Consider the following 21830-nt stretch of genomic DNA (forward strand, 5'->3'; position numbering starts at 1 on the left):
CGCCATGTTCAGCCGCGACAGCAATCAGATGTGGGAGCTGTCGAGCCCCAGCGAGGCTGCGAAGGGATCGCCGCGCCGTACCTGCAGCAAAACCACAGCGCCTGCATCGCAGTCTCTAAGGCAAGCGTGAGTCCTTCTGAGTCCGGACTTTCAACACCACGCGGTTGTTTGGCGCGTAGCACGCGCGCTGCTCGGCACGGCTGCCGTAACAGACATCCACCACCGGATCGCGATGACCGCTGCTGGACGCACTGATCAACGCTTGAGGAACCCCCTGGGCAATCAGCGCTTCGCGCACCGCGTTCGCGCGCCGCAAACCCAGCAACTGGTTCTCTGCTTCATCACCCAGTGGATCGGTATGTCCCTCGATATGAACCTCACGCAGCGGCACACCGTCTTTTTGCAAATCCTCGATGAACTGCTTCAACGCCTGTTTGCCCGACGCAGACATGACCAGTTTGCCGCCGACGAACAGACGTTCCGTCGTGAAGCTGTAGTCTCGATCCGCAACCTTCTGCGTTTCCAGAAAGCCGTAATGGCGGCAGGCTTCGACTGTCGAGGCCCTCGACAGTACGTGGCGTTGGGCGTGTGCTGCTTTCAGATAGGCTTCAGCTTGGTCGCGCTCTACCGCCAGCGGCAACGTCGTGCCATCTTCGCGCACTTGCAGAAAATAGGTTTCGCCGCCTTGCAGCGTCGCCTGAAACAGATCGCGGCTCTTGCCCGGGTACAATGGCTCGTCCCCCAGATAAGCGCCCAATACGTGTGTGCCGGGTACTACACAAAATGCGCTGTAGCCTCCCGACAACAGGCTGGTGTGGAACTCCCGGTCGATGTACACATGCGCACCGCCCTGGCGCTGTGTGCCCTGCGCAGAACGGTAATACACCACTTGGGCCTGATCAGCAGCCACTGGCGGCACTGGCTGGTAAGGCTTAGCGCTTTGAGTTGCCAAGGGAGTTGCATAGAGTTCTTGGGCGAACGGCACACTCGAAATAACGACGCTGAGCGCCAGGTATCGCCGCCAGTGGCTTGCGGAATATTTGATCATAGCTACGCCATGGCCAGCCAACAGGCTGGCGATTTAGGAATGGGTATGGGGCTTGCGCCGGCAGGTAGATTTCTCAACCGGCCGACACAAGACGCAGGTATCAGGGCGTAGTAGCGCCTATGTCGACTCGAATCACTACACGTCGGTTCTGCGCGTTGCACGCCACTTGCTCTGCACGGGAGCCCGCGCAATCAGCAACCAACAATTCATTGCTGCCCGCACTGACGGCACCAATTTTATTGGCAGGCAGGCCGCCTTCGATCAGCAGGCTGCGAACTGTTTGCGCGCGGTTTAGGCCGAGCGCTCTGTTCGCGGCCGCCGAGCCGACGGGGTCCGTGTGGCCGATCACATCGATTCGACGCGGTACGACGGCATCGTATGCCAGCTGTTGGGCCAAGGTGCGAATAGCGTCACGCCCCTCACGGGTGATGTCACGAACGCCGGACTTGCCGAAATCGAACAAGACGTCGCCCGAAAGCGTGTAGTCCTTAACCGTGGCAGGTTTGACGGACGTCTTGTAGTTGCACGCCTCCACACGGGATGCGCGCGACAGTGCATGCACCTGCGCGCGGCTGCCTCGCAACTCGCGCTCAGCAGTGTCTTGGCTCACCAGCAGCGATGGATTGTTGGTATCTACACGGTAAAAGTAGATTTTCCCGGCATCCAGATTTGTATCAGCGGCTTTGCCCGTTTTACCCAAATACCGGGGCGCGTCATCGAGGTAACTGCTCAGTACATGCTTACCTGGCGCCAAGCAGAATTGGGTATAACTACCCGGCAACAATCCATTGTGGAACTCGCGATCAACGTACACGTTTGCCGCCCCGTGAACTGGAGTCGTCTCTGCATTGCGGTAGTAAATGACCTGGACCTGTTCGGCAGGCGCAACATTGCCGGATGTGTATTGAGTACTGAATGCATGGGACGAAGGCACCGCCCATGCTGCTATTGGTGCCATGCTGATTAAAGATGTGGCACAGAGTCTGACCATTAGATGTTTTTTTTGCTTGTGCATATACGACGCTCAGCCTTGTGCGCTGACCAGAGGTAACGCCCGCGGCTAGAAAATAGGAAATTAGTGATAGGGGTGGACAGAGTAAATACCGCCCCCCCTTAAAACTTAAACTAAATTTTGTGCCACTTCATGCTGAACAAGAAACTCTGCACCAAGCGAGGAATTTTGATAAACGTCGTAAGCGATGCCAGCAACTGTGACTTCTCCCACAGACGCCCAGCTTTCTGCTTTAATTCCATCTACTAATAAATCGTGCAACCTATTAGCCTCCTCAGAGCACCCTTTCAGTACGACCTGCAAATTATCATCATCAATAAATAGATTTTTTTCGCCTCTCGACAACAAGCTATTTAAATCTAGCTTGGAATCATAATCAGGCAAGCGTTGAGGCTCGGACACAATGTTATTATTTAATAATGGATCTGAATTATCAATTGGTGGGCAGTACTCTTCCAGACCTCCTTCAGAATTGACCTGCTCAGAGCCATCATGCGTTGTATTTTCATTGTACAAAGTGTTGCTCAAAGAGTGTTCGGTTTCGAATACACCACGAGATGAAGAAGTTGATTCCCCCCAATCTACGTAGTCGATTTTAAAGCCTACATCAAATTTTGTAGCCTCTGGACCTATATCCAACTGAAATCCGCTAATTTTTCTGCCAGATGGATCTTTGTAACTAAACTCAGTTGCTGGTGGTTCATAGTCAGCTTTAGAGGCACGCAAGAACTCTTCATGAATGACGGTGCCGTTCTCACCCAATATTTTGATTTTCTGCGCTTTGCCATCCAGATTAAAATAGCCCATGACAATTGAATCAGTCAATCCAGGGAGTTTGTATTCCGTTACCGTATTTATAAAGACCAGCAACCCATCAAAACCCGGATATCCAGCATGGCTCAAGGCTATATAATCTCTGTCTTTTGCCCCTCCCCCTGATGATACCACGCGAACATTTAAGCCTGAGCTGAAGGTCCTATCTTTGAAGGTGCCTGGGTAATCAGAAGTGGAGAATTCCTCCCTGCCGATAGCGCTCTGCTGCACCTTCAAATCAAAAACATTTGAACTCTGGCTAATATTGCCCGCCTCATCACTGCTCGTTATTTTAAAACTATGTGAGCCATCAACAAGCCCAACAGTTGGCGTAAATGTCCATCTACCTTCGTCATCTGCAAAAACGCTACCAATCTGCGCGCCATTATCGTAAATGACGACCGTACTGTTCGCTTCAGCTGTACCACTAATCGCAGGTTTATCATCATCAGTCGAATCACCCGACTTCAAATCCCCCTTACTTGCGCCCTGGTCATCGTAGGCCGCCTCAATCGTTGGCTTACTTGGCGCTAAAGTATCAATAGTAAGAAAAAAGTTATCCGACTTCGCACTATTACCTGCAGCATCAATAGCTTGGGCTGTCAGAGTATGAACGCCATCACCTAATGCCTTATCCGGGGTAAAGGTCCACTTACCCGAACTGTCCGCTATCACGCGACCGATCTCTGCACCTTTGTCCGAGATCACCACCGTACTGTTAGCTTCTGCTTTACCGCTGACAGTAGGCTTGTTGTCATCAGTCACTGCGCCTGCTTTCAGATTACCTGTAATCGTGCCCTGATCGTCGTAGACAGTGTCAATCGTCGGCTTGCTCGGTGCCACGGTGTCAATCGTGAAGCCAAAACTGTCCGACGTTGCACTGTTGCCTGCGGTGTCTATCGATTTGACTTGAAGCGTGTGGGCGCCGTCGGCCAAAGCCGTGGTTGGGGTAAATGTCCACTTACCCCCACTGTCGGCAGTCACACGGCCAATTTCTGCGCCTTTGTCAGAGATAACCACGGTGCTGCCAGCTTGCGCTTTGCCGCTGATGGTAGGCTTGGTGTCATCGGTCACAGCGCCTGCTTTCAGGTTGCCGGTGATCGAGCCCTGATCGTCGTAGACGGTGTCGATTGTCGGCTTGCTCGGTGCAACGGTATTCACCGTCAACGCAAAGCTGTCTGATGTGGTGCTGTTACCGGCTGCGTCGATGGCTTTGGCTGACAAGGTATGCGCGCCATCCGCCAATGCCGTGCTCGGGGTAAACGTCCAGCTACCCGAACTGTTGACTTTGACGCGGCCAATCTCTACGTCTTTGTCGAGGATGACTACCGTGCTGTTGGCTTCAGCTTTACCGCTGATTGTAGGCTTATTGTCATCGGTCACAGCACCGGGCTTCAGGTTGCCGGTGATTGTTCCCTGATCGTCATACACCGTATCGATGGTTGGCTTGCCCGGCGCGGTGGTATCCACCGTTACCACGTAGGCGTCTGAAGCGGGCCCCACATTGCCGGCCTTGTCTTCGTTGGTCACGGTGAAACTGTGCTCGCCGGTGTTCAGCGGGCTTGGGGTGAAGCTCCAGTTACCTTTGTCGTCAACTTCGACACTGCCCAACAGGCTGTCTTTGTCGTAGACGTGCACAGTGCTGCCCGGCTCGCCAGTGCCCGACAGAGTTGGCGTGGTGTCGTCGGTGAAACCGCCGTTGGCAATAGAGCCTTGAATATCACCCACGTCATCGGTGATATCACCGATAGCGGCTTTACCCGGTGCGGTGGTGTCGACCGTCAAGTCGAATACCGAGGTAGACTGGCTTTCGCCGCCGGCTGCAGTGACTACTGTAGCGGTCAGATGATGTACACCCTCAGCCAAGGCGTTGGTTGGCGTGAAGCTCCACTCGCCTTTGGTATCGGATTTCACCGAGCCCAGCAAAACCTTGCCATCGTAAATGTTGACCGTTGAGTTGGCGGTGGCTTTGCCGTTCAGGGTTGGCGTGGTGTCGTCGGTCACGTCGCCGTTGGCCAGATTGCCTTTTTTGCTGCCGACATCATCAACGACGTTACTGATGGTGATTTCAACTGCACGGGTATCAACGGTGAAGTCAATCGCAGCGCTCTTGTCGCCTATGTTACCGGCCTTATCCACCACCGCAGTGCTTAGGCTATGGCCGCCATCAGCAAGACCTTTCGTCGGTGTAAAGCTCCACTCACCTTTGTCGTTGACAGGTGCACGGCCAATTTCAGCGCCTTGGTCATAGATGATCACGGTGCTGTTGGCTTCGGCTTTACCAGTGAAGGTTGGAGTGTTGTCATCGGTGGTATCGCCACTGACGATTGGGCCTTTGACGGCGCCAACATCATCGCTCAGCGCAGCTTCAGCCTTACCCGGCGCGACGGTGTCGACGGTGATCGGGAACAGGCCGGTTTGCGGGCTGATGTTACCTGCCGCGTTGGTCGCGGTGGCCGACAAGTTATGCAGGCCGTCCTTCAAGTCTGCACTTGGCGTGAAGCTCCAGTTGCCGTTGGCATCGGCATTGGTGGTGCCCAGCAATTTGCCGTCGCTGTAAACAGACACGGTCGTGCCTGCCTCGGCAGTACCTTCCACGGTTGGACGCGCATCGTCACTCACGTCGTTCTTTTGCAGTACGCCAGTGATAGCGCCCACATCGTCTTTCACCGCCGTAATCGCCGGGGCAGCAGGCGCACCGTCCGCCATCACGTTAAACGCAAAACCTTCAGACATTTCGCTGACGTTGCCAGCTTTATCGGCTGCAGCAACGCTGAGGCTGTGCGCACCGCCGCTCAGCGGAGTGTTGGGCGTGAAGGTCCATTGGCCTTTGTCATCCACCGATGTACGACCGATCTCGACTTTTTTATCGTAGATGATCACGGTACTGTTGGCTTCGGCTTTACCACTCAGGGTCGGCTTACTGTCGTCGGTAGTATCACCGGCTTTCAGGTTGCCCTGCACATCGCCCTGGTCGTCGTAGACCGTCTCGATGGTCGGCTTGCCTGGTGCGGTGGTATCCACTGTGACTACGTAGGCGTCTGAAGCGGGACCGACATTGCCAGCCTTGTCTTCATTGGTCACGGTGAAGCTGTGCTCGCCGGTGTTCAGCGGGCTCGGGGTGAAACTCCAGTTGCCTTTGCCATCCACTTCGACGCTGCCCAACAGGCTGCCATTATCGTAGACGTGCACAGTGCTGCCCGGCTCGCCAGTGCCCGACAGGGTTGGCGTGGTGTCGTCGGTGAAACCGCCGCTGGCAATTGAGCCCTGGATAGCACCCACGTCATCGGTGACATCGCCGATAGCGGCTTTGCCCGGCGCCGTGGTGTCTACTGTCAGGTCAAAAACCGAGGTTGGCTGACTTTCGCCGCCGGCTGCAGTTACCACGGTGGCGGTCAGGTGGTGAGCGCCTTCAGCCAAAGCTTTAGTTGGCGTAAAACTCCACTCACCGTTGCTGTTGGACTGAACCGAGCCCAGCAATACGTTGCCGTCATAGATGTTGACGGTGGCATTGGCCGTGGCTTTACCGTTCAAGGTCGGCGTGGTGTCGTCGGTCACGTCGCCGTTGGCCAGATTGCCTTTTTTGCTGCCGACATCATCAACGACGTTACTGATGGTGATTTCAACTGCACGGGTATCAACGGTGAAGTCAATCACAGCGCTCTTGTCGCCTATGTTACCGGCCTTATCCACCACCGCAGTGCTTAGGCTATGGCCGCCATCAGCAAGACCTTTCGTCGGTGTAAAGCTCCACTCACCTTTGTCGTTGACAGGTGCACGGCCAATTTCAGCGCCTTGGTCATAGATGATCACGGTACTGTTGGCTTCGGCCTTGCCGATAAAGGTTGGAGTGTTGTCGTCAGTCGTATCACCGCTGGCGATCGGGCCTTTAACGGCGCCCACGTCATCGCTCAACGTTGCTTCGGCCTTCCCAGGTGCAACGGTGTCGACGGTGATCGGGTACAGTCCGGTTTGCGGGCTGACGTTGCCGGCCGCGTTGGTCGCGGTGGCCGACAAGTTGTGCAGGCCGTCTTTCAAGTCTGCACTTGGCGTGAAGCTCCAGTTACCTTTGGCATCGGCTTCGGTGCTGCCCAGCAATTTGCCATCGCTGTAAACAGACACGGTCGTGCCTGCCTCAGCGGTGCCTTCTACGGTTGGGCGCGCATCGTCAGTCACTGCGTTTTTTTGCAACTCGCCAGTTATCGAGCCGACGTCGTCTTTGACGGCAGTGATAGCCGGTACAGCAGGCGCTCCGTCAGCCGTTACTACAAACTCAAATGCAGTGGATGACTGACTGACGTTACCCGCTTTGTCCATTGCAGCAACGCTAACGCTATGCGCCCCGCTGCTCAGCGGTGTTTTAGGCGTAAACGTCCATTGGCCCGTACCATCAACCGGCGCACGGCCGATCTCGACGTTTACGTCGTAGATAATCACGGAGCTGTTGGCTTCAGCTTTACCACTCAGGGTTGGCTTGCTGTCGTCGGTGATATCACCAGCTTTCAGGTTGCCCTGCACATCGCCCTGGTCGTCGTAGACCGACTCAATAGTTGGCTTGCCTGGAGCGGTAGTATCGACAGTGACCACAAAAGCATCGGATGGCACACCGACGTTGCCGGCCTTGTCTTCGTTGGTCACCGTGAAACTGTGCTCGCCGGTATTCAGCGGGCTTGGGGTGAAGCTCCAGTTACCTTTGTCGTCGACTTCGACGCTGCCCAACAGGCTGTCTTTGTCGTAAATGTGTACGGTGCTGCCTGGCTCACCTTTACCCGAGAGCGTCGGCGTGGTGTCGTCAGTGAAACCGCCGTTGGCGACAGGGCCCTGGATCTCGCCCACGTCATCGTTCACGCTGCCGATTTCGGCTTTGCCCGGCGCCGTGGTGTCTACCGTCAGGTCAAAAATCGAGGTTGGCTGGCTCTCGCCGCCCGCTGCAGTGACCACGGTAGCGGTCAAGTGATGAGCGCCTTCGGCCAAAGCATTGGTTGGCGTAAAGCTCCATTCACCTTTGCTGTTGGACTGAACAGAGCCCAGCAACACCTTGCCGTCATAGATGTTGACGGTTGCATTGGCAGTGGCTTTACCGTTCAAGGTCGGCGTGGTGTCGTCGGTCACGTCGCCGTTGGCCAGATTGCCTTTTTTGCTGCCCGCATCATCAACGACGTTGCTGATGGTGATTTCAACTGCGCGGGTATCAACGGTGAAGTCAATCGCAGCGCTCTTGTCGCCGAGGTTGCCAGCCTTATCCACCACTGCAGTGCTCAAGCTATGGCCGCCATCAGCCAAACCTTTGGCCGGTGTAAAGCTCCATTCGCCTTTATCGTTGACCGGCGCACGACCGATTTCAGTCCCTTGATCGTAGATGATCACGGTGCTGTTGGCTTCTGCTTTGCCGGTAAAAGTCGGGGTGCTGTCATCGGTGGTGTCACCGCTGACGATTGGACCTTTCACTGCGCCCACGTCATCGCTCAACTCGGCCACGGCTTTGTCAGGCGCAACGGTGTCCACGGTAATTGGGTACAGGCCAGTTTGCGGGCTGATATTGCCTGCCGCGTTGGTCGCGGTGGCTGACAAGTTGTGCAGGCCGTCTTTCAGGTCTGTGTCTGGAGTGAAACTCCAATTGCCTTTATCGTCCGCTTTGGCAGTGCCGAGCAACTTGCCGTTGCTGTAGACCGAAACCGTAGAACCCACCTCGGCGGTGCCTTCAACGGTTGGACGCGCATCGTCGGTGACTGCGTTCTTTTGCAGCTCGCCGGTGACCGAGCCGACGTCGTCCTTGACCGCAGTGATAGCTGGTACAGCAGGCGCGCCATCAGCCGTTACGACAAATTCAAATGCGCTGGATTGCTCGCTGACGTTACCGGCTTTATCCGCAGAGGCGACGGTCAATTTATGGCTGCCACTGCTCAGCGGCGTGTTAGGCGTGAAGGCCCACTGCCCCTTGTCGTCAACCAATGCCCGGCCGATTTCCTGGCCTTTGTCATAGATGATCACAGTGCTATTGGCTTCAGCTTTACCACTCACTGTCGGTTTGCTGTCGTCAGTGATATCATCGGCTTTCAGATTGCCTTGCACATCGCCCTGGTCGTCGTAGACCGACTCGATGGTTGGCTTGCCCGGCGCGGTGGTGTCCACAGTCACCACAAAGGCTTCGGAAGGCGCGCTGACGTTCCCGGCCTTGTCTTCGTTGGTCACGGTGAAACTATGCTCGCCGGTGTTCAGCGGGCTTGGGGTGAAGCTCCAGTTACCTTTGTCGTCGACTTCGACGCTGCCCAACAGGCTGTCTTTGTCGTAGACATGCACGGTGCTACCCGGCTCGCCAGTGCCTGATAGTGTTGGCGTGGTGTCGTCAGTGAAACCGCCGTTGGTAATCGAGCCTTGAATATCGCCCACGTCATCGGTGATATCACCGATAGCGGCTTTGCCCGGTGCCGTGGTGTCGACCGTCAAGTCGAATACCGAGGTAGGCTGGCTTTCGCCGCCGGCTGCAGTGACGACGGTAGCGGTCAGGTGATGAGCGCCTTCGGCCAAGGCATTAGTGGGCGTGAAGCTCCACTCGCCTGTGCTGTTGGACTGAACCGAGCCCAGCAGTACCTTGCCGTCATAGATGTTGACGGTTGCATTGGCAGTGGCCTTACCGTTCAAGGTCGGCGTGGTGTCGTCGGTCACGTCGCCCTTGGCCAGATTGCCCTGCTTGCTGCCAGCGTCATCTACAACGTTGATGATCGAGACTTCGACAGTACGGGTATCAACACTGAAGTCGATTGCCGCGCTCTTGTCGCTCAGGTTACCGGCTTTATCCACTACAGCCGTGCTGAGACTATGGCCGCCATCGGCCAATGGTGTGCTTGGGCTGAAGGCCCAGTTACCCTGGCCGTCAGCCTGTGCACGCCCAATTTCAGTCCCTTGATCGTAAATGATCACGGTGCTGTTGGATTCTGCTTTGCCGGTAAAGGTCGGGGTGCTGTCATCGGTAGTGTCACCGTTGACGATTGGGCCTTTCACCGCACCGACGTCATCGCTCAGCTCAGCCTCAGCCATACCTGGTGCGAGAGTGTCCACAGTGATTGGGTACAAGCCGGTTTGTGGGCTGATGTTGCCTGCCGCGTTGGTCGCAGTGGCCGTCAGGTTATGCAGGCCATCTTTGAGGTCAGCATCTGGAGTGAAACTCCAGTTACCTTTGTCGTCCGCCTGGGCAGTGCCGAGCAATTTGCCGTTGCTGTAGACAGATACCGTGGCACCTGCCTCGGCAGTACCTTTAACGGTTGGACGCGCATCGTCGGTAACGGCGTTCTTTTGCAATTCGCCAGTGATCGAGCCGACATCGTCCTTGACCGCGTTGATAGCCGGCACAGCAGGAGCGCCGTCAGCGGTCACGACGAATTCAAAACCGTCAGATACCGCGCTGACGTTACCGGCCTTGTCAACCGCAGCAACATTAACGTTATGGGCACCGCTGCTCAGCGGCGTTTTAGGCGTGAAGGTCCACTGACCCTTTTCATCTGCAGGCACACGACCGATTTCTACGGTTTTGTCGTAGATGATCACGGTGCTGTTGGGTTCTGCTTTACCACTCAGGGTTGGCTTGCTGTCGTCGGTAATATCACCGGCTTTCAAGTTACCTTGCACATCGCCCTGGTCGTCGTAGACCGCCTCGATGGTTGGCTTATCGGGCGAGGCGGTATCCACCGTTACCACGAAAGCATCGGACGGCGCGCTGACGTTGCCGGCTTTGTCTTCGTTGGTCACGGTGAAACTGTGGTCGCCGGTGTTCAGTGGGCTTGGGGTGAAGCTCCAATTACCTTTGTCGTCGACTTCGACGCTGCCCAACAGGCTGTCTTTGTCGTAGATATGTACAGTGCTGCCGGCCTCGCCAGTACCCGATAGGGTCGGAGTGGTGTCGTCGGTGAAACCACCGTTGGCAACCGGGCCCTGGATATCGCCCACGTCATCCATGACTTTGCCGATGGAGGCATTGTCCGGAGCGGAAGTGTCCACCGTCAGGTCGAATACGGAGGTAGGCTGGCTTTCGCCGCCTGCAGGAGTGACAACGGTTGCGGTCAGCGTGTGATCGCCTTCGGCCAACGCGGTAGTTGGTGTAAAGCTCCACTCACCTCTGCCGTTGGCTTGAGTGGAACCCAACAATACATTGCCGTCGTAAATGTTTACGGTTGCATTGGCGGTGGCCTTGCCATTCAAGGTCGGAGTGGTGTCGTCAGTCACATCGCCTTTGGCAAGGTTGCCTTGTTTGCTGCCTGCGTCATCAACGATGCTGGTAATCGAAACTTCCACGGCGCGGGTATCCACGGTGAAGTCGATGGCTGCGCTCTTGTCACTCAAGTTACCGGCGCTGTCCGCTACCGCGGTGCTCAAGCTATGACTACCGTCTGGCAAAGCTTGAGTGGGCGTAAAGCTCCATTCACCTTTGTCGTTAACCGGGGCACGACCAATTTCGATCCCTTGATCGTAGATGATCACTGTGCTGTTGGCTTCTGCTTTGCCGGTAAAAGTCGGGGTGCTGTCATCGGTGGTGTCACCGCTGACAATGGGGCCTTTAACCGCGCCGACATCATCGGTCAACGTCGCAGCTGCTGTATCAGGCGCGACGGTGTCCACGGTGATTGGATACAGGCCGGTTTGCGGGCTGATGTTGCCTGCCGCATTAGTCGCGGTAGCGCTCAGATTGTGCAGGCCGTCCTTGAGATCCGCGTCCGGAGTGAAGCTCCAGTGGCCTTTGTCGTCCGCCTGGGCAGTACCGAGCAACTTGCCGTTGCTGTACACCGAAACCGTGGCACCTTCCTCGGCGGTACCTTCAACGGTTGGACGCGCATCGTCGGTAACAGCGTTCTTTTGCAATTCGCCAGTGATCGAGCCGACATCGTCCTTGACCGCGTTGATAGCCGGCACGGAAGGAGCGCCGTCAGCTATCACGGTGAATTCAAAACCATCAGAGACCGCGCTGACGTTACCGGCTTTGTCAGACGCGGCAACGCTAATGTTATGCGCACCGCTGCTCAGCGGCGTTTTTGGCGTGAAGGTCCACTGACCATTTTCATCCGAAGGCGCACGGCCGATCTCGACGTTTTTGTCGTAGATAATTACGGTGCTGCTGGCTTCAGCTTTACCGCTCAGGGTTGGCTTGCTGTCGTCAGTGATATCACCGCTTTTGAGATTGCCTTGCATATCGCCCTGATCGTCATACACCGATTCGATACTTGGCTTAACCGGGGCAGTCGTATCGACTTTCACGATATAGGGATCAGACTCCGCCGAGGTGTTGCCGGCAGGATCGGTGATACCTACGGTGAAACCATGCTCGCCATCTTCCAGAGGTTGTTCCGGGGTAAATGTCCACTGACCATTGTCGTCAACAACCACTTCACCGATAACCTTGCCGTTATCACTGATGGTCACTGTTGCGCCTGGCTCACTGCTGCCACCCAACGTGGGTTGATTGTCGTCGGTGATTTCGCCGTTTTTGATAGGCCCTACAATGGGCCCGATATCGTCGATAGCGCTTTCAACACCTGGATTGATTGGCGGGGTGGTATCAACGTGAATGACCCACGGATCAGATGGCTCTGAGCTATTGCCCGCCGGATCGGTAATGATCACGCTCATGTCGTGATCGCCTTCAGTCAACTCAGTGCCGGGCGTAAAGGTCCACTCGCCCTTTTCGTCGACGACAACCTTGCCGATCTCGTCGCCGTTGTCGATGATCGTGACTGTGTCGCCAGGCTCGCCTTTACCTATGAACGTCGGTGTTGTGTCATCCGTAACGCCACCATTGGCAATCGAACCTTGAATCGAACCCTGATCATCCAGCACGTCGCCAATACCAGGCCCGTCTCCGCCAAGCTCTGGCTTTTGCGGGCTAACGGTATCGATGGTGATGACATAAGGTGGGGACGACAGTCCGATGTTGCCCGCAGCATCAGTGGCACGAACCGTAAATACGTATTCGCCGTCAGCCAAGGCATCCGGCGTGAACTGCCAAGCACCGTTGGCGTCGGCTTTTGCGGTTCCCAGCAGTTGCCCGTGATTGAACACGAATACCAAGCTACCCGCTTCGGCGTGGCCATTGAGTGTCGGGGTCGTGTCGTCGGTTACACCCTGACTGGCAATCACGCCAACTTGCACACCCACATCGTCAGTGATGCTATCAATCACTGCTTGCGCGGGCGCCTTGGTGTCGACTTCCAACTCGAAGCCCTTGGACGGTTCGCCACCTTTTGGGGGAACCACGACAATCACATGCTGGCCGTCACCGAGCGGCGTTTCAGGTGTGAACTCCCAATTGCCCTTCTCGTCTACAACGACTGAGCCAATTTCCTTACCGTTGTCTGTGATTTTCAATTCAGAACCGGGGTCGCCGGTACCATTGAACGTCGGGGTGGTGTCGTCGGTGATATCGCCGGGCTGCAAGGGGCCCTGCTTGTCGCCGACGTTGTCGGTGACAGTGCCAATCTCTGGCTGCGTGGATGGAGCAGGCACGACCTGAGGTCCAGGCCCAGTGTTGTTGGAACCACCGTCATCGCGCGAAGCAGCGATGCCTGCACCGGCCAACGCCAACGCCCCCAAGCCCATCAAACTTGGCACCAGAAAACCCGAACCGGCCAATGCCACCAAGCCTTGACCGAAGCCACTCAGTGCTTCAATACCCAATACTTGAGGCGACGCAACATCTTCCAACAAGAAGGTGACTTCGTGGTCGTGTTCGGCATCCGAAGCGACATAGGGGTAATACGTGCCGTCTTCCGCCATGCCGACTACTTGGCCGGTAGTGTCGTAGAAGCCCTCGATAATGAGCTGTGGCTCATCCAGCTCTGTGCCTTCCAAGCTGATGAAGAGGTCTTTGCCAACGCGCTTAACCGTAATGTTCTCGGGCGCGAAGCCTTTCTCGCCTTCGGCGAGAATGTATTTGCCACCTTCAATTGCTTTGATTCGAAGTGGCTGGCCGTGCTTCGAGGCTCGAAGCTCCTGCGCCTGAATGATCGTTTTGCGATCCACCACTGCAATGCTCACTACATTAGGAGTCACGTGCTCTACCTTCATTTTGGTCAGGTTGCTTTTTTATGTCGCCATGGCGACATACATATAAATTAACCAGAGCATGCCGTTCGCCAACGGAGCTCTTGGGAGCGAGAGTTTTGTTTAAAGAAAAGCCATGGGATATGAGACCTGTCTCATTTAGCTGGCGCGCACATAAAAACGACCACGTAATTGCCGCCGACAGGACACCAGGTCGCAAAAGATGAGGAGGAAATCAGAGGGCCTCAAGCAGCCCTTGGGACAAGGATATTTATAGATTCAAAGAAGCTAGCTGCTTGAAGAAATCGAGATCGTTTTTCAAGCCAAGCTTTCGATACGCATTTCGCTTCTGAGCGCTGATGGTTTTGACACTCTTTACAGAACCGCTCGCAATTTGCGTTACCGTTAACCCCTTCGCAAACAAGCGAAGAACGTCACGCTCGCGACTGGATAGTACGGCGCTGACGGTGATGGTGGATGGGACGCCCCCTTCCCTAACAGCACAATCAATCAACTCAAGACTGCAATTTGCCGCCCATCCAGAGCGGAAATAGAACTTACCCGCAGCCAGCCTGCGAATGGCATCGACATAATCAGCAAGCGGCTGAGTTTTATACAAAATGCCATGAGCACCAGACAACCTTAGTCGCGCCTCGGTAGGCGAGTGAGGCCCCTCCAGCAGTATTAACAATTTTGGCGCAGACTTCTCAGGGGCAAGCTTATCGACAAACTCCAGGCATTCGATATTTCCTGGCATGCATCCTATCACCAACACCTTCAATTTCTTCCTGCGTGCCGCGCGCAGCGCCTTAATCGAGCACGCATAGGCACCGATCACTTCAACTCCCGGTTCCTTGAGCAAATATATGCACAAGCCATAACGTATCAGGGCGAGTTTGTCGAATACACCTACTCGGATTGGGCTCAACATAAAGACTCCAACTTTAGCCGACTGCTTGGACTTTTTTGCGCAGGACAGCTCTAGCCACCGGGAAAACTGATTGAGCCGATTCACACCGCACTCAAGCTGGCTTTAGCTCCCTTCTTATGCGCCTGAATGCCTATCTACATATAGGCGGCAAGATCCAACATACCGACCCTGCTCGATCCACGCCGCAAGACTTGTCTCAAAATGAATATCAGGTCAGCAGCGATAAATCTATTTTTAGTGTTTCAGGACCAGGCAACGGTGTGTACGGCCGCCGTTTGAGACAATTCCTAACGCAATCACACGCTACTGACGTTACTGTGTCCACCTCGAACACCTCCACCCTTCACTCAATACTTCCGAAAGCGATTGGCAGCTATAGAGGAATATCGATCACGCCACTACAGGGCTCCAATAAAATCTGTGTGAATTGGTAAAAAATTATCAGGTGCGCACATCAACCTTGCGTTATGAGCATGGGACATCATGAAATTTAGAATTGTATCCGCGGTCTTTTTTTCAATATTTTTTGTGCTGGCAATGCCCGTTAAAAACGCTGATGCCGGGGGTTGGTTTATTCCAGAAGTTTCTACAGTTGCTATCCCCGTCAAGATAGAAGTTCCTAACAATGCAGCAATCGGCACCCGGCTATGGAAGTCAGCCTCGGTTACATCCACATTGATAGATGGAGCAGCCTCATTCACTGCACAGATCGCGGGCAGATTGAATGATCGGGTGCTCGCTCCAGGGTTTACGGATGTTTACAAAACCAACATTCCTGGTCTTGGAGTGAAATGGATGGCCATATGGAAAGCCCGTAATTTTCCTGGAGGGCGCAAGATGGTTGTCAGTCATGAAAGTGAGCACAGCCCTGGACAGACGGGATGGGTTAATAATGATCAGTATGTGCAGGAGATTTGGCTTGAACTCTATAAAATTGGCCCCATACAAAGTTCGCGCGTATCATTGAAAAGCTCAGTAATAGTTCAATTCAATTGCCCAGGTTGCAAAGCTTGGAATATTAGCACGTCCGGTGAAACGGAATTAGTGGCTGGCCCAGTGTGTACCGCTTCATCGCCCACGATTCCTGTATCGCTTAGGAGAGTATCAATAGAGCACTTCAGTGGTGTAGGCAGCACTTCGGACGCTCAAACTTTCAATATTACTCTTTCTTGTTCGGGCGGAAGGCCGGGCAGCTCAGTAAATGCACGCGTGCAATTAACGGACGCCTCGAAACCTGAAAACGCCTCAAATCACTTGACGCTTAGCTCAGATTCCACAGCCTCTGGGTTAGGTATCAACATATTGAAGGACGGCGCTGCACTAGTATTCGGCCCTGACTCAGCATCATCGGGCGCAAATCAATGGAGTGCAGGAGTTATTGCACAGGGCGTGTCCACTTTCCAAATTCCGTTGAGCGCCAGATACGTACAGATCGCTCCCAAAATTGTCTCAGGAAAGGCAAATGGTAGGGCGACCTTTACGATCAGTTATCAATAGCGACTCTCAGCAGAGACTCTTCCAGTCTTCCCCGCGGTTGTTTTTTACTGCCACGCCTACCCCATAACCGAAGTATCTCTGACGTCTTGAGACATTTCTCATTTTCGAAAGCTGCGCGAAAACTCAAACTATAACCTCCAACTTAAACAGGTAACGAAGATGTCAAATCTTTTCAAGAAACTCATTCCCCTAGCTATCGTAGGCATTGTTAGTTCTTCAGCGATAGCCGCTGATGGCACTATTAACTTTACCGGCGAAATTATCGCAGCTTCTTGCGCTATCAGCGGCGCTTCTGGTACGAGCGTGGGCGGAGCGACCGGAGCACAGACCATCGACGTGAGCCTTGGCAAGGTGAGTAGCGACTCTCTCCGCGGCACTTCCAGCGGTACTATTGTTGGCGGAAAAGGTATTAATTTGAGCCTAAACTGTGGCGGAACCGCTGCAGGTTTGAAGTCCGTAAAGTTGCAGTTTGACCCACTCAGCGGCTCGGGTTTAGATGCCAAGCAAAGCACACTCCTGAAAACAACTGGTAGTGCACAAGGTGTTGGTATCGGGATTTATGACACCGACAATAAACTTATCAATCTTGCGGCAAACGAAACGATCAGTGGTTCGCTGGTTGAGACCGGTGAAGCCGGCAAAGAACAGTACACGGCCAATCTTAATCTGCGCGCAGGCTATGTAGCCAACGGCGACACAGTCAAAGCTGGTGTTGCTAACGGCACCCTGCCCTTTACCTTGACCTACGAATAATCCGCAGCAAAGGGAGAAGCTTAGGTTTCTCCCTCTCACCAGGAGTTGCCATGAAGTTTTCTCTGTTCAAACGCGTTGCACTGGCTGGAGCTATTTCACTGTATGCATCTATAACCAGTGCAGGTATTACATTGGACGGTACGCGTGTCATATTTTCTGCTCCCTCTAAAGAAACATCCATGGTCGTCAAAAACCAGGGCACGGATGACATCATGGTGCAATCGTGGGTGGAATCGAATACCCGTTTACAAACGGCTGATGTGCCCTTTGCTATTACTCCGCCACTTGTGCGCCTGGGCGGTCAGAAACAGCAAGTCCTACGTATTCTTTATCAGGGTCAAGGTTTACCCACAGATAAAGAGTCTGTTTTCTGGCTCGCCGTGCAGGAAATCCCGCAAAGGGCTAAAGATGAAAATGCACTGCAGATCGCTATTCGTCAGAGGGTAAAGTTGTTTTATCGCCCGGCGAACCTACCAGGGTCCGCCATCGAGGCGGCTAAGAACTTGCAGTGGCAACTCGTGGAGCAAGGCGGCGAGACAGCGCTGCGCGTCACTAATCCATCTGCATTTCATGTGTCATTTTCCGGCAGCAGCGTAACGATAAGAAACGCGCTAAGTAAGGACGGCTACTCTGCCCCCGCCGAAATGCTGGCACCTGGCGAGACCCGTACAACCATTATTCCGGGCGTATCGCATTTCAAATCCGGCTCCGTGACAGTCGCATACGACAGCATTAATGACTACGGCGGCTTGGACCACATCACCAGTAACGTCTCGAACTAATCCGGTAAAGACTTGCTTTGATGGCGTGCGACTCAGTGCGCAGCCTGCCCCTTCCCGCACGACTCCCTAACATGGCCACCGCTTTGGCCCCCGGTGCTTGACTGCAAGGATTCCCCATGTCTTTTTTTCAGAAAGAACTCAACTCACGAATCGTCGGCTGTGTTTGCACGGCCGCGTTTTTGACGCTGGGATTGACCTCTGAGGCTAGCGCTGCGGGGGTCGAGTTCAGCGAGGCGTTTCTGAAAATGGACGGTGCGCCTGTTGATCTGAAATTCTTTGAGCAGGGCAGCTCGGTACTACCCGGTGTTTACAGCGTCGACCTCTATCTGAACGGGGTGCTAATCAAGCGCCAGGAAATCAGTTTTATTGCTGACGCTTCGGGGCAAGTAAAGCCCGATGTATCGCTGGGCTTGCTCAAGGAGCTTGGGTTTAACGCAGGAAAGGCGCAGCAGGATGGACTCATCCCAGCCGACGCCAAAGATGACACGTATCTTGACGTCGCGGGCCAAATCGCCGGTGCCGCTCTGGACTTCGATGTCACCAACCTTGCGCTGCAGGTAAGCCTGCCTCAAACGTATGTGCGCAGTTATTCGCGAGGGTACGTTGACCCGTCGGTGTGGGATCAAGGTATCACCGCCTTTTACAGTGACTATCAGGCAAGTTTCAATCGAAACACCAATGAAGGCACGCAATCCGACTATCACAACCTGAACTTGCGTAATGGGTTCAACATCGCCGGTTGGCGTTTTCGCAACGAGTCCGCGCTGACCGGCGGGACAGGCATGAAAGATCAATTCTTAAGTAATCGCACGTATGTGGAGAGTGACGTTGTACCGATGAAAGGCAAGCTATCCTTGGGCGAACTTTACACACCGGGTGAGATCTTCGACAGCGTAAGGTTTCGCGGCGCGCAGATCGCTTCGGATCTGGGTATGCTGCCTGACAATGAGATCGGTTATGCACCTGTGATTCGTGGCATCGCCGAGACCAATGCCACTGTCGAGGTCCGTCAAAACGGTTACGTGATCTACTCCGCGCAAGTCCCACCTGGGGCTTTCGAATTCACGGATATCTACCCAAGTGGCTCCAACGGCGATATGCGGATCAGGATTACCGAATCGGACGGCCGCGTACGCGAATATCAACAGTCTTATGCTTACCAGCCAATCATGACACGACGAGGCAATCTTCGTTACAGCATGACCGCCGGTGAGTATCGCTCCACAGACCAACCTTCGCCTACCTTCACAGAAAGCACAGCGGTCTACGGTGTCACGGACAACATCACAAGCTACGGTGGTGTGTTGCTAGCGCAAAATTATCGCGCTGCCAACCTTGGCGCGGGCGTCAACTCTGGCATTGGCGGCATCTCCTTCGATGTCACAACCAGCACGTCGGAAAGAGCAAATGGCAAGGCCGACAAGGGCCACAGTGTCCGTTTTTTATATTCCAAAACACTGAACGCCACAAACACCACATTTACCATGGCCGGTTACCGCTACTCCACCGAAGGCTATCGAAGCTTCAGCCAGCATGTGGACGACCTTACGCAGTGGGAGCACGCAGGGTTCAGTGCGCAAAAGAGTCGAATCAATCTGCGCGTCAACCAGACCGTGTCTCAACGTAGCTCGATCTATTTGAGCATGGACGAAACCAGTTACTGGAAGCAGCAAAGTCGTACGCGCAATTGGCAGTTTGGTTATGGCAGCAGCGTGGGCAGTGTCAGTTACAACGTCGCTGTATCGCGTATTCAGAGCGATCCCCTGGGCGGGGGTGCAGACACACAACTTACCGCCAGCATCAGCATGCCGCTGGGCAGCCAACGTCGGTCTCACCGTTTGACCAGCTACGCAATTAGCTCGAACAAAGGCGATTCCTCATTGCAGTCCAGCGTATCCGGTTACCTGGACGACCAGGCAGCACTCAGTTATTCGGCGCAAGCAGGCCACAGTAAAATCAACGGCAATACTACCGGCGCCAGCCTGGATTGGGACACTCCTGTCGCCAAACTGCGAGGCGGCTACAGCCAGGGCCGAGATGACGATCATATTGACATGAGCGCTTCCGGCTCATTGGTAGCACACAGCGGTGGCATCACCTTGGGTCAGCCGCTCGGCGAGACATTTGGGTTGGTGGAGGTTCCGGATACTCACGCGGTGGGAGTGGCTGGTTGGACTGCAATCAAAACCAACAGCAAAGGTTATGCAGTTGTGCCTCATATGCAACCCTATCGCTACAACTGGTTGAGCCTGGACACACAGACGTTGGGTACAGACGTCGAGATCAACGACATTTCCAAAGTGCTGGTGCCAACCCGTGGGGCCATCGTCAAGGCTTCGTATGCCGCGCAGACCGGTCGCCGCTCACAATTTGTCTTACGACCTGAAAAAGATGGCGCTATTCCTTTCGGCGCCCAAGGGTTTGACGAACAAGGCAAGCCTGTGGGTATCGTCGATAATCTGTCGCGCCTGTTGGCGTTCGGCGTCAAGGACAAAGGCGCACTGGAAGTTCGCTGGGCTGAGGGTAGCTGCAAGGTGAATTACGAGTTGCCGCCAGTGAACAAAGACCTGGCATATGAGCGTATTGACGCGGTTTGCCGGTCGACGTGAACCTTCGAGTGTGCCTATCGACGCCCTTGCCTCCCCTACCCTGTTATAACGCCTAATACTTATTTCAGGCGTATCAATTAACTCCCGCTTCGCGCAACCAACTGATGTTTGAAAAGCAAAAAAACTCTCTTAGGGATGGTCTGAAATAGACCGACATTTTTCGTCCACTTCGCAATCAGCGATTTCAAAAACGACGGCAGGCCAAATACGATCAAATCCGTCGCTTACTTCATGCTTTTCGGCTGCTGCGAGCACCTTGCAGCAGCCATTCCCCACATTACAGACGCACCTCTCCTGCATTCGTCAGTAAATGTCGGCGAGCCATCCACAGGTTCGACAGGGCGAACAAGGTGACCATCTGGGCCGTATTCTTGGCCAAGCCACGGAAGCGCACTTTGGTGTAACCGAACTGTCGCTTGATCACATCGAAATGGATGTTCAACCTTGGCTCGCATCTGCGCTTTGGCTTTCTCGATCTTGCGGAGCGCTTTGTACAAGGCACTGCGCTTGCCATGTTTCTGGTAGGTGCTGCGTCGGGCCGCAATCTGCCAGATGACCTGACGACCTTCATGCTCGGGGCGCTTCTCGACCCCGGTATAGCCAGCATCGGCGCATACCACGTTCTCTTCGCCATGCAGTAGCTTGTCGACCTGGGTGACGTCCGCGACATTCGCCGCCGTGGCCACCACGCTGTGCACCAGGCCCGATTCTTCGTCGGCACCAATGTGCGCTTTCGCGCCGAAGTAGTACTGGTTCCCCTTCTTGGTTTGATGCATCTCCGGGTCACGCTTGCCGTCCCGGTTCTTGGTCGAACTCGGTGCATGGATCAGCGTGGCATCGACGATGGTGCCCTGGCGCAGCGACAGGCCTCGATCCTCCAGATAGCCATTGATCACCGCCAGAATCCCAGCCGCCAACTCATACTTCTCCAGCAGGCGTCGGAAGTTGAGAATGGTGGTCTCGTCGGGAATGCGCTCCAGGCTCAGCCCGGCGAACTGGCGCAGGATGGTCGTCTCGTACAGCGCTTCCTCCATCGCCGGATCGCTGTAGCCGAACCAGTTCTGCATCAGATGCACGCGCAGCATCGCCATCAACGGATACGCCGGACGACCGCCTTCACCCTTTGGGTAATACGGCTCAATCAGGGCAATCAGACCCTTCCATGGCACCACCTGATCCATTTCGATCAGGAACAATTCCTTGCGGGTCTGCTTGCGCTTGCCGGCGTATTCGGCGTCGGCGAAGGTCATCTGCTTCATCGGGAAACTCGGGCAACGGGATCAGCGTATTTCACCAGATTCGGGAAGTCTTCTTCAGGATTTCCTTAGCATTAACAAGGAGCGTTTTTATTTTGTCT

9 protein-coding genes are annotated in these 21830 nt (G+C 54.6%); 4 read left to right on the plus strand and 5 right to left on the minus strand.

What is annotated here, in order from left to right:
- Positions 1-115: 115 nt before the first annotated feature.
- The 4 genes from DK261_RS21450 to DK261_RS21465 all read right to left on the minus strand — a co-directional run bounded on the left by DK261_RS21450 (position 116) and on the right by DK261_RS21465 (position 14832).
- The gene (locus DK261_RS21450) at positions 116-1048 is read right to left on the minus strand and encodes an OmpA family protein (protein ID WP_041983810.1); all 933 of its coding nucleotides are present in this window, start codon (positions 1046-1048) and stop codon (positions 116-118) included.
- A 100-nt stretch (positions 1049-1148) separates the two neighbouring features.
- On the minus strand, positions 1149-2063 hold the full coding sequence (locus tag DK261_RS21455) for an OmpA family protein (protein ID WP_041983807.1): 915 nt from the start codon (positions 2061-2063) through the stop codon (positions 1149-1151).
- A gap of 105 nt (positions 2064-2168) precedes the next feature.
- On the minus strand, positions 2169-13910 hold the full coding sequence (locus DK261_RS21460; protein WP_158286944.1) for an Ig-like domain-containing protein: 11742 nt from the start codon (positions 13908-13910) through the stop codon (positions 2169-2171).
- 262 nt (positions 13911-14172) lie between these two features.
- Positions 14173-14832 (minus strand): response regulator transcription factor, encoded by a 660-nt coding sequence (locus tag DK261_RS21465; RefSeq protein ID WP_052443023.1) that lies wholly within the window; start codon positions 14830-14832, stop codon positions 14173-14175.
- 483 nt (positions 14833-15315) lie between these two features.
- Here DK261_RS21465 and DK261_RS21470 point away from each other — a divergent pair, with 483 nt between their 5' ends.
- From DK261_RS21470 to DK261_RS21485, 4 genes are all read left to right on the plus strand, one after another.
- A complete protein-coding gene (locus DK261_RS21470) occupies positions 15316-16329 on the plus strand; it encodes a fimbrial protein (protein WP_139658035.1) in 1014 nt (337 codons plus the stop codon).
- Positions 16330-16488: 159 nt separating this feature from the next.
- Positions 16489-17082, plus strand: coding sequence for a fimbrial protein (locus DK261_RS21475; RefSeq protein ID WP_041983806.1), 594 nt, complete (start codon positions 16489-16491; stop codon positions 17080-17082).
- Positions 17083-17132: 50 nt separating this feature from the next.
- Positions 17133-17864 (plus strand): molecular chaperone, encoded by a 732-nt coding sequence (locus DK261_RS21480; RefSeq protein ID WP_041983804.1) that lies wholly within the window; start codon positions 17133-17135, stop codon positions 17862-17864.
- Positions 17865-17980: 116 nt separating this feature from the next.
- Positions 17981-20473 (plus strand): fimbria/pilus outer membrane usher protein, encoded by a 2493-nt coding sequence (locus DK261_RS21485; RefSeq protein WP_041983802.1) that lies wholly within the window; start codon positions 17981-17983, stop codon positions 20471-20473.
- 277 nt (positions 20474-20750) lie between these two features.
- Here the strand turns inward: DK261_RS21485 and DK261_RS21490 are convergent.
- A protein-coding gene (locus tag DK261_RS21490; protein WP_041983800.1) for an IS5 family transposase occupies positions 20751-21732 on the minus strand; the annotation gives its coding sequence in 2 pieces (ribosomal slippage) (positions 20751-20897 and positions 20899-21732; 981 coding nt in all).
- Between the last annotated feature and the right edge of the window lie 98 nt (positions 21733-21830).

It is taken from the genome of Pseudomonas sp. RW409 (assembly GCF_003184125.1).
Taxonomy (GTDB): Bacteria; Pseudomonadota; Gammaproteobacteria; order Pseudomonadales; family Pseudomonadaceae; genus Aquipseudomonas; species Aquipseudomonas chlororaphis_I.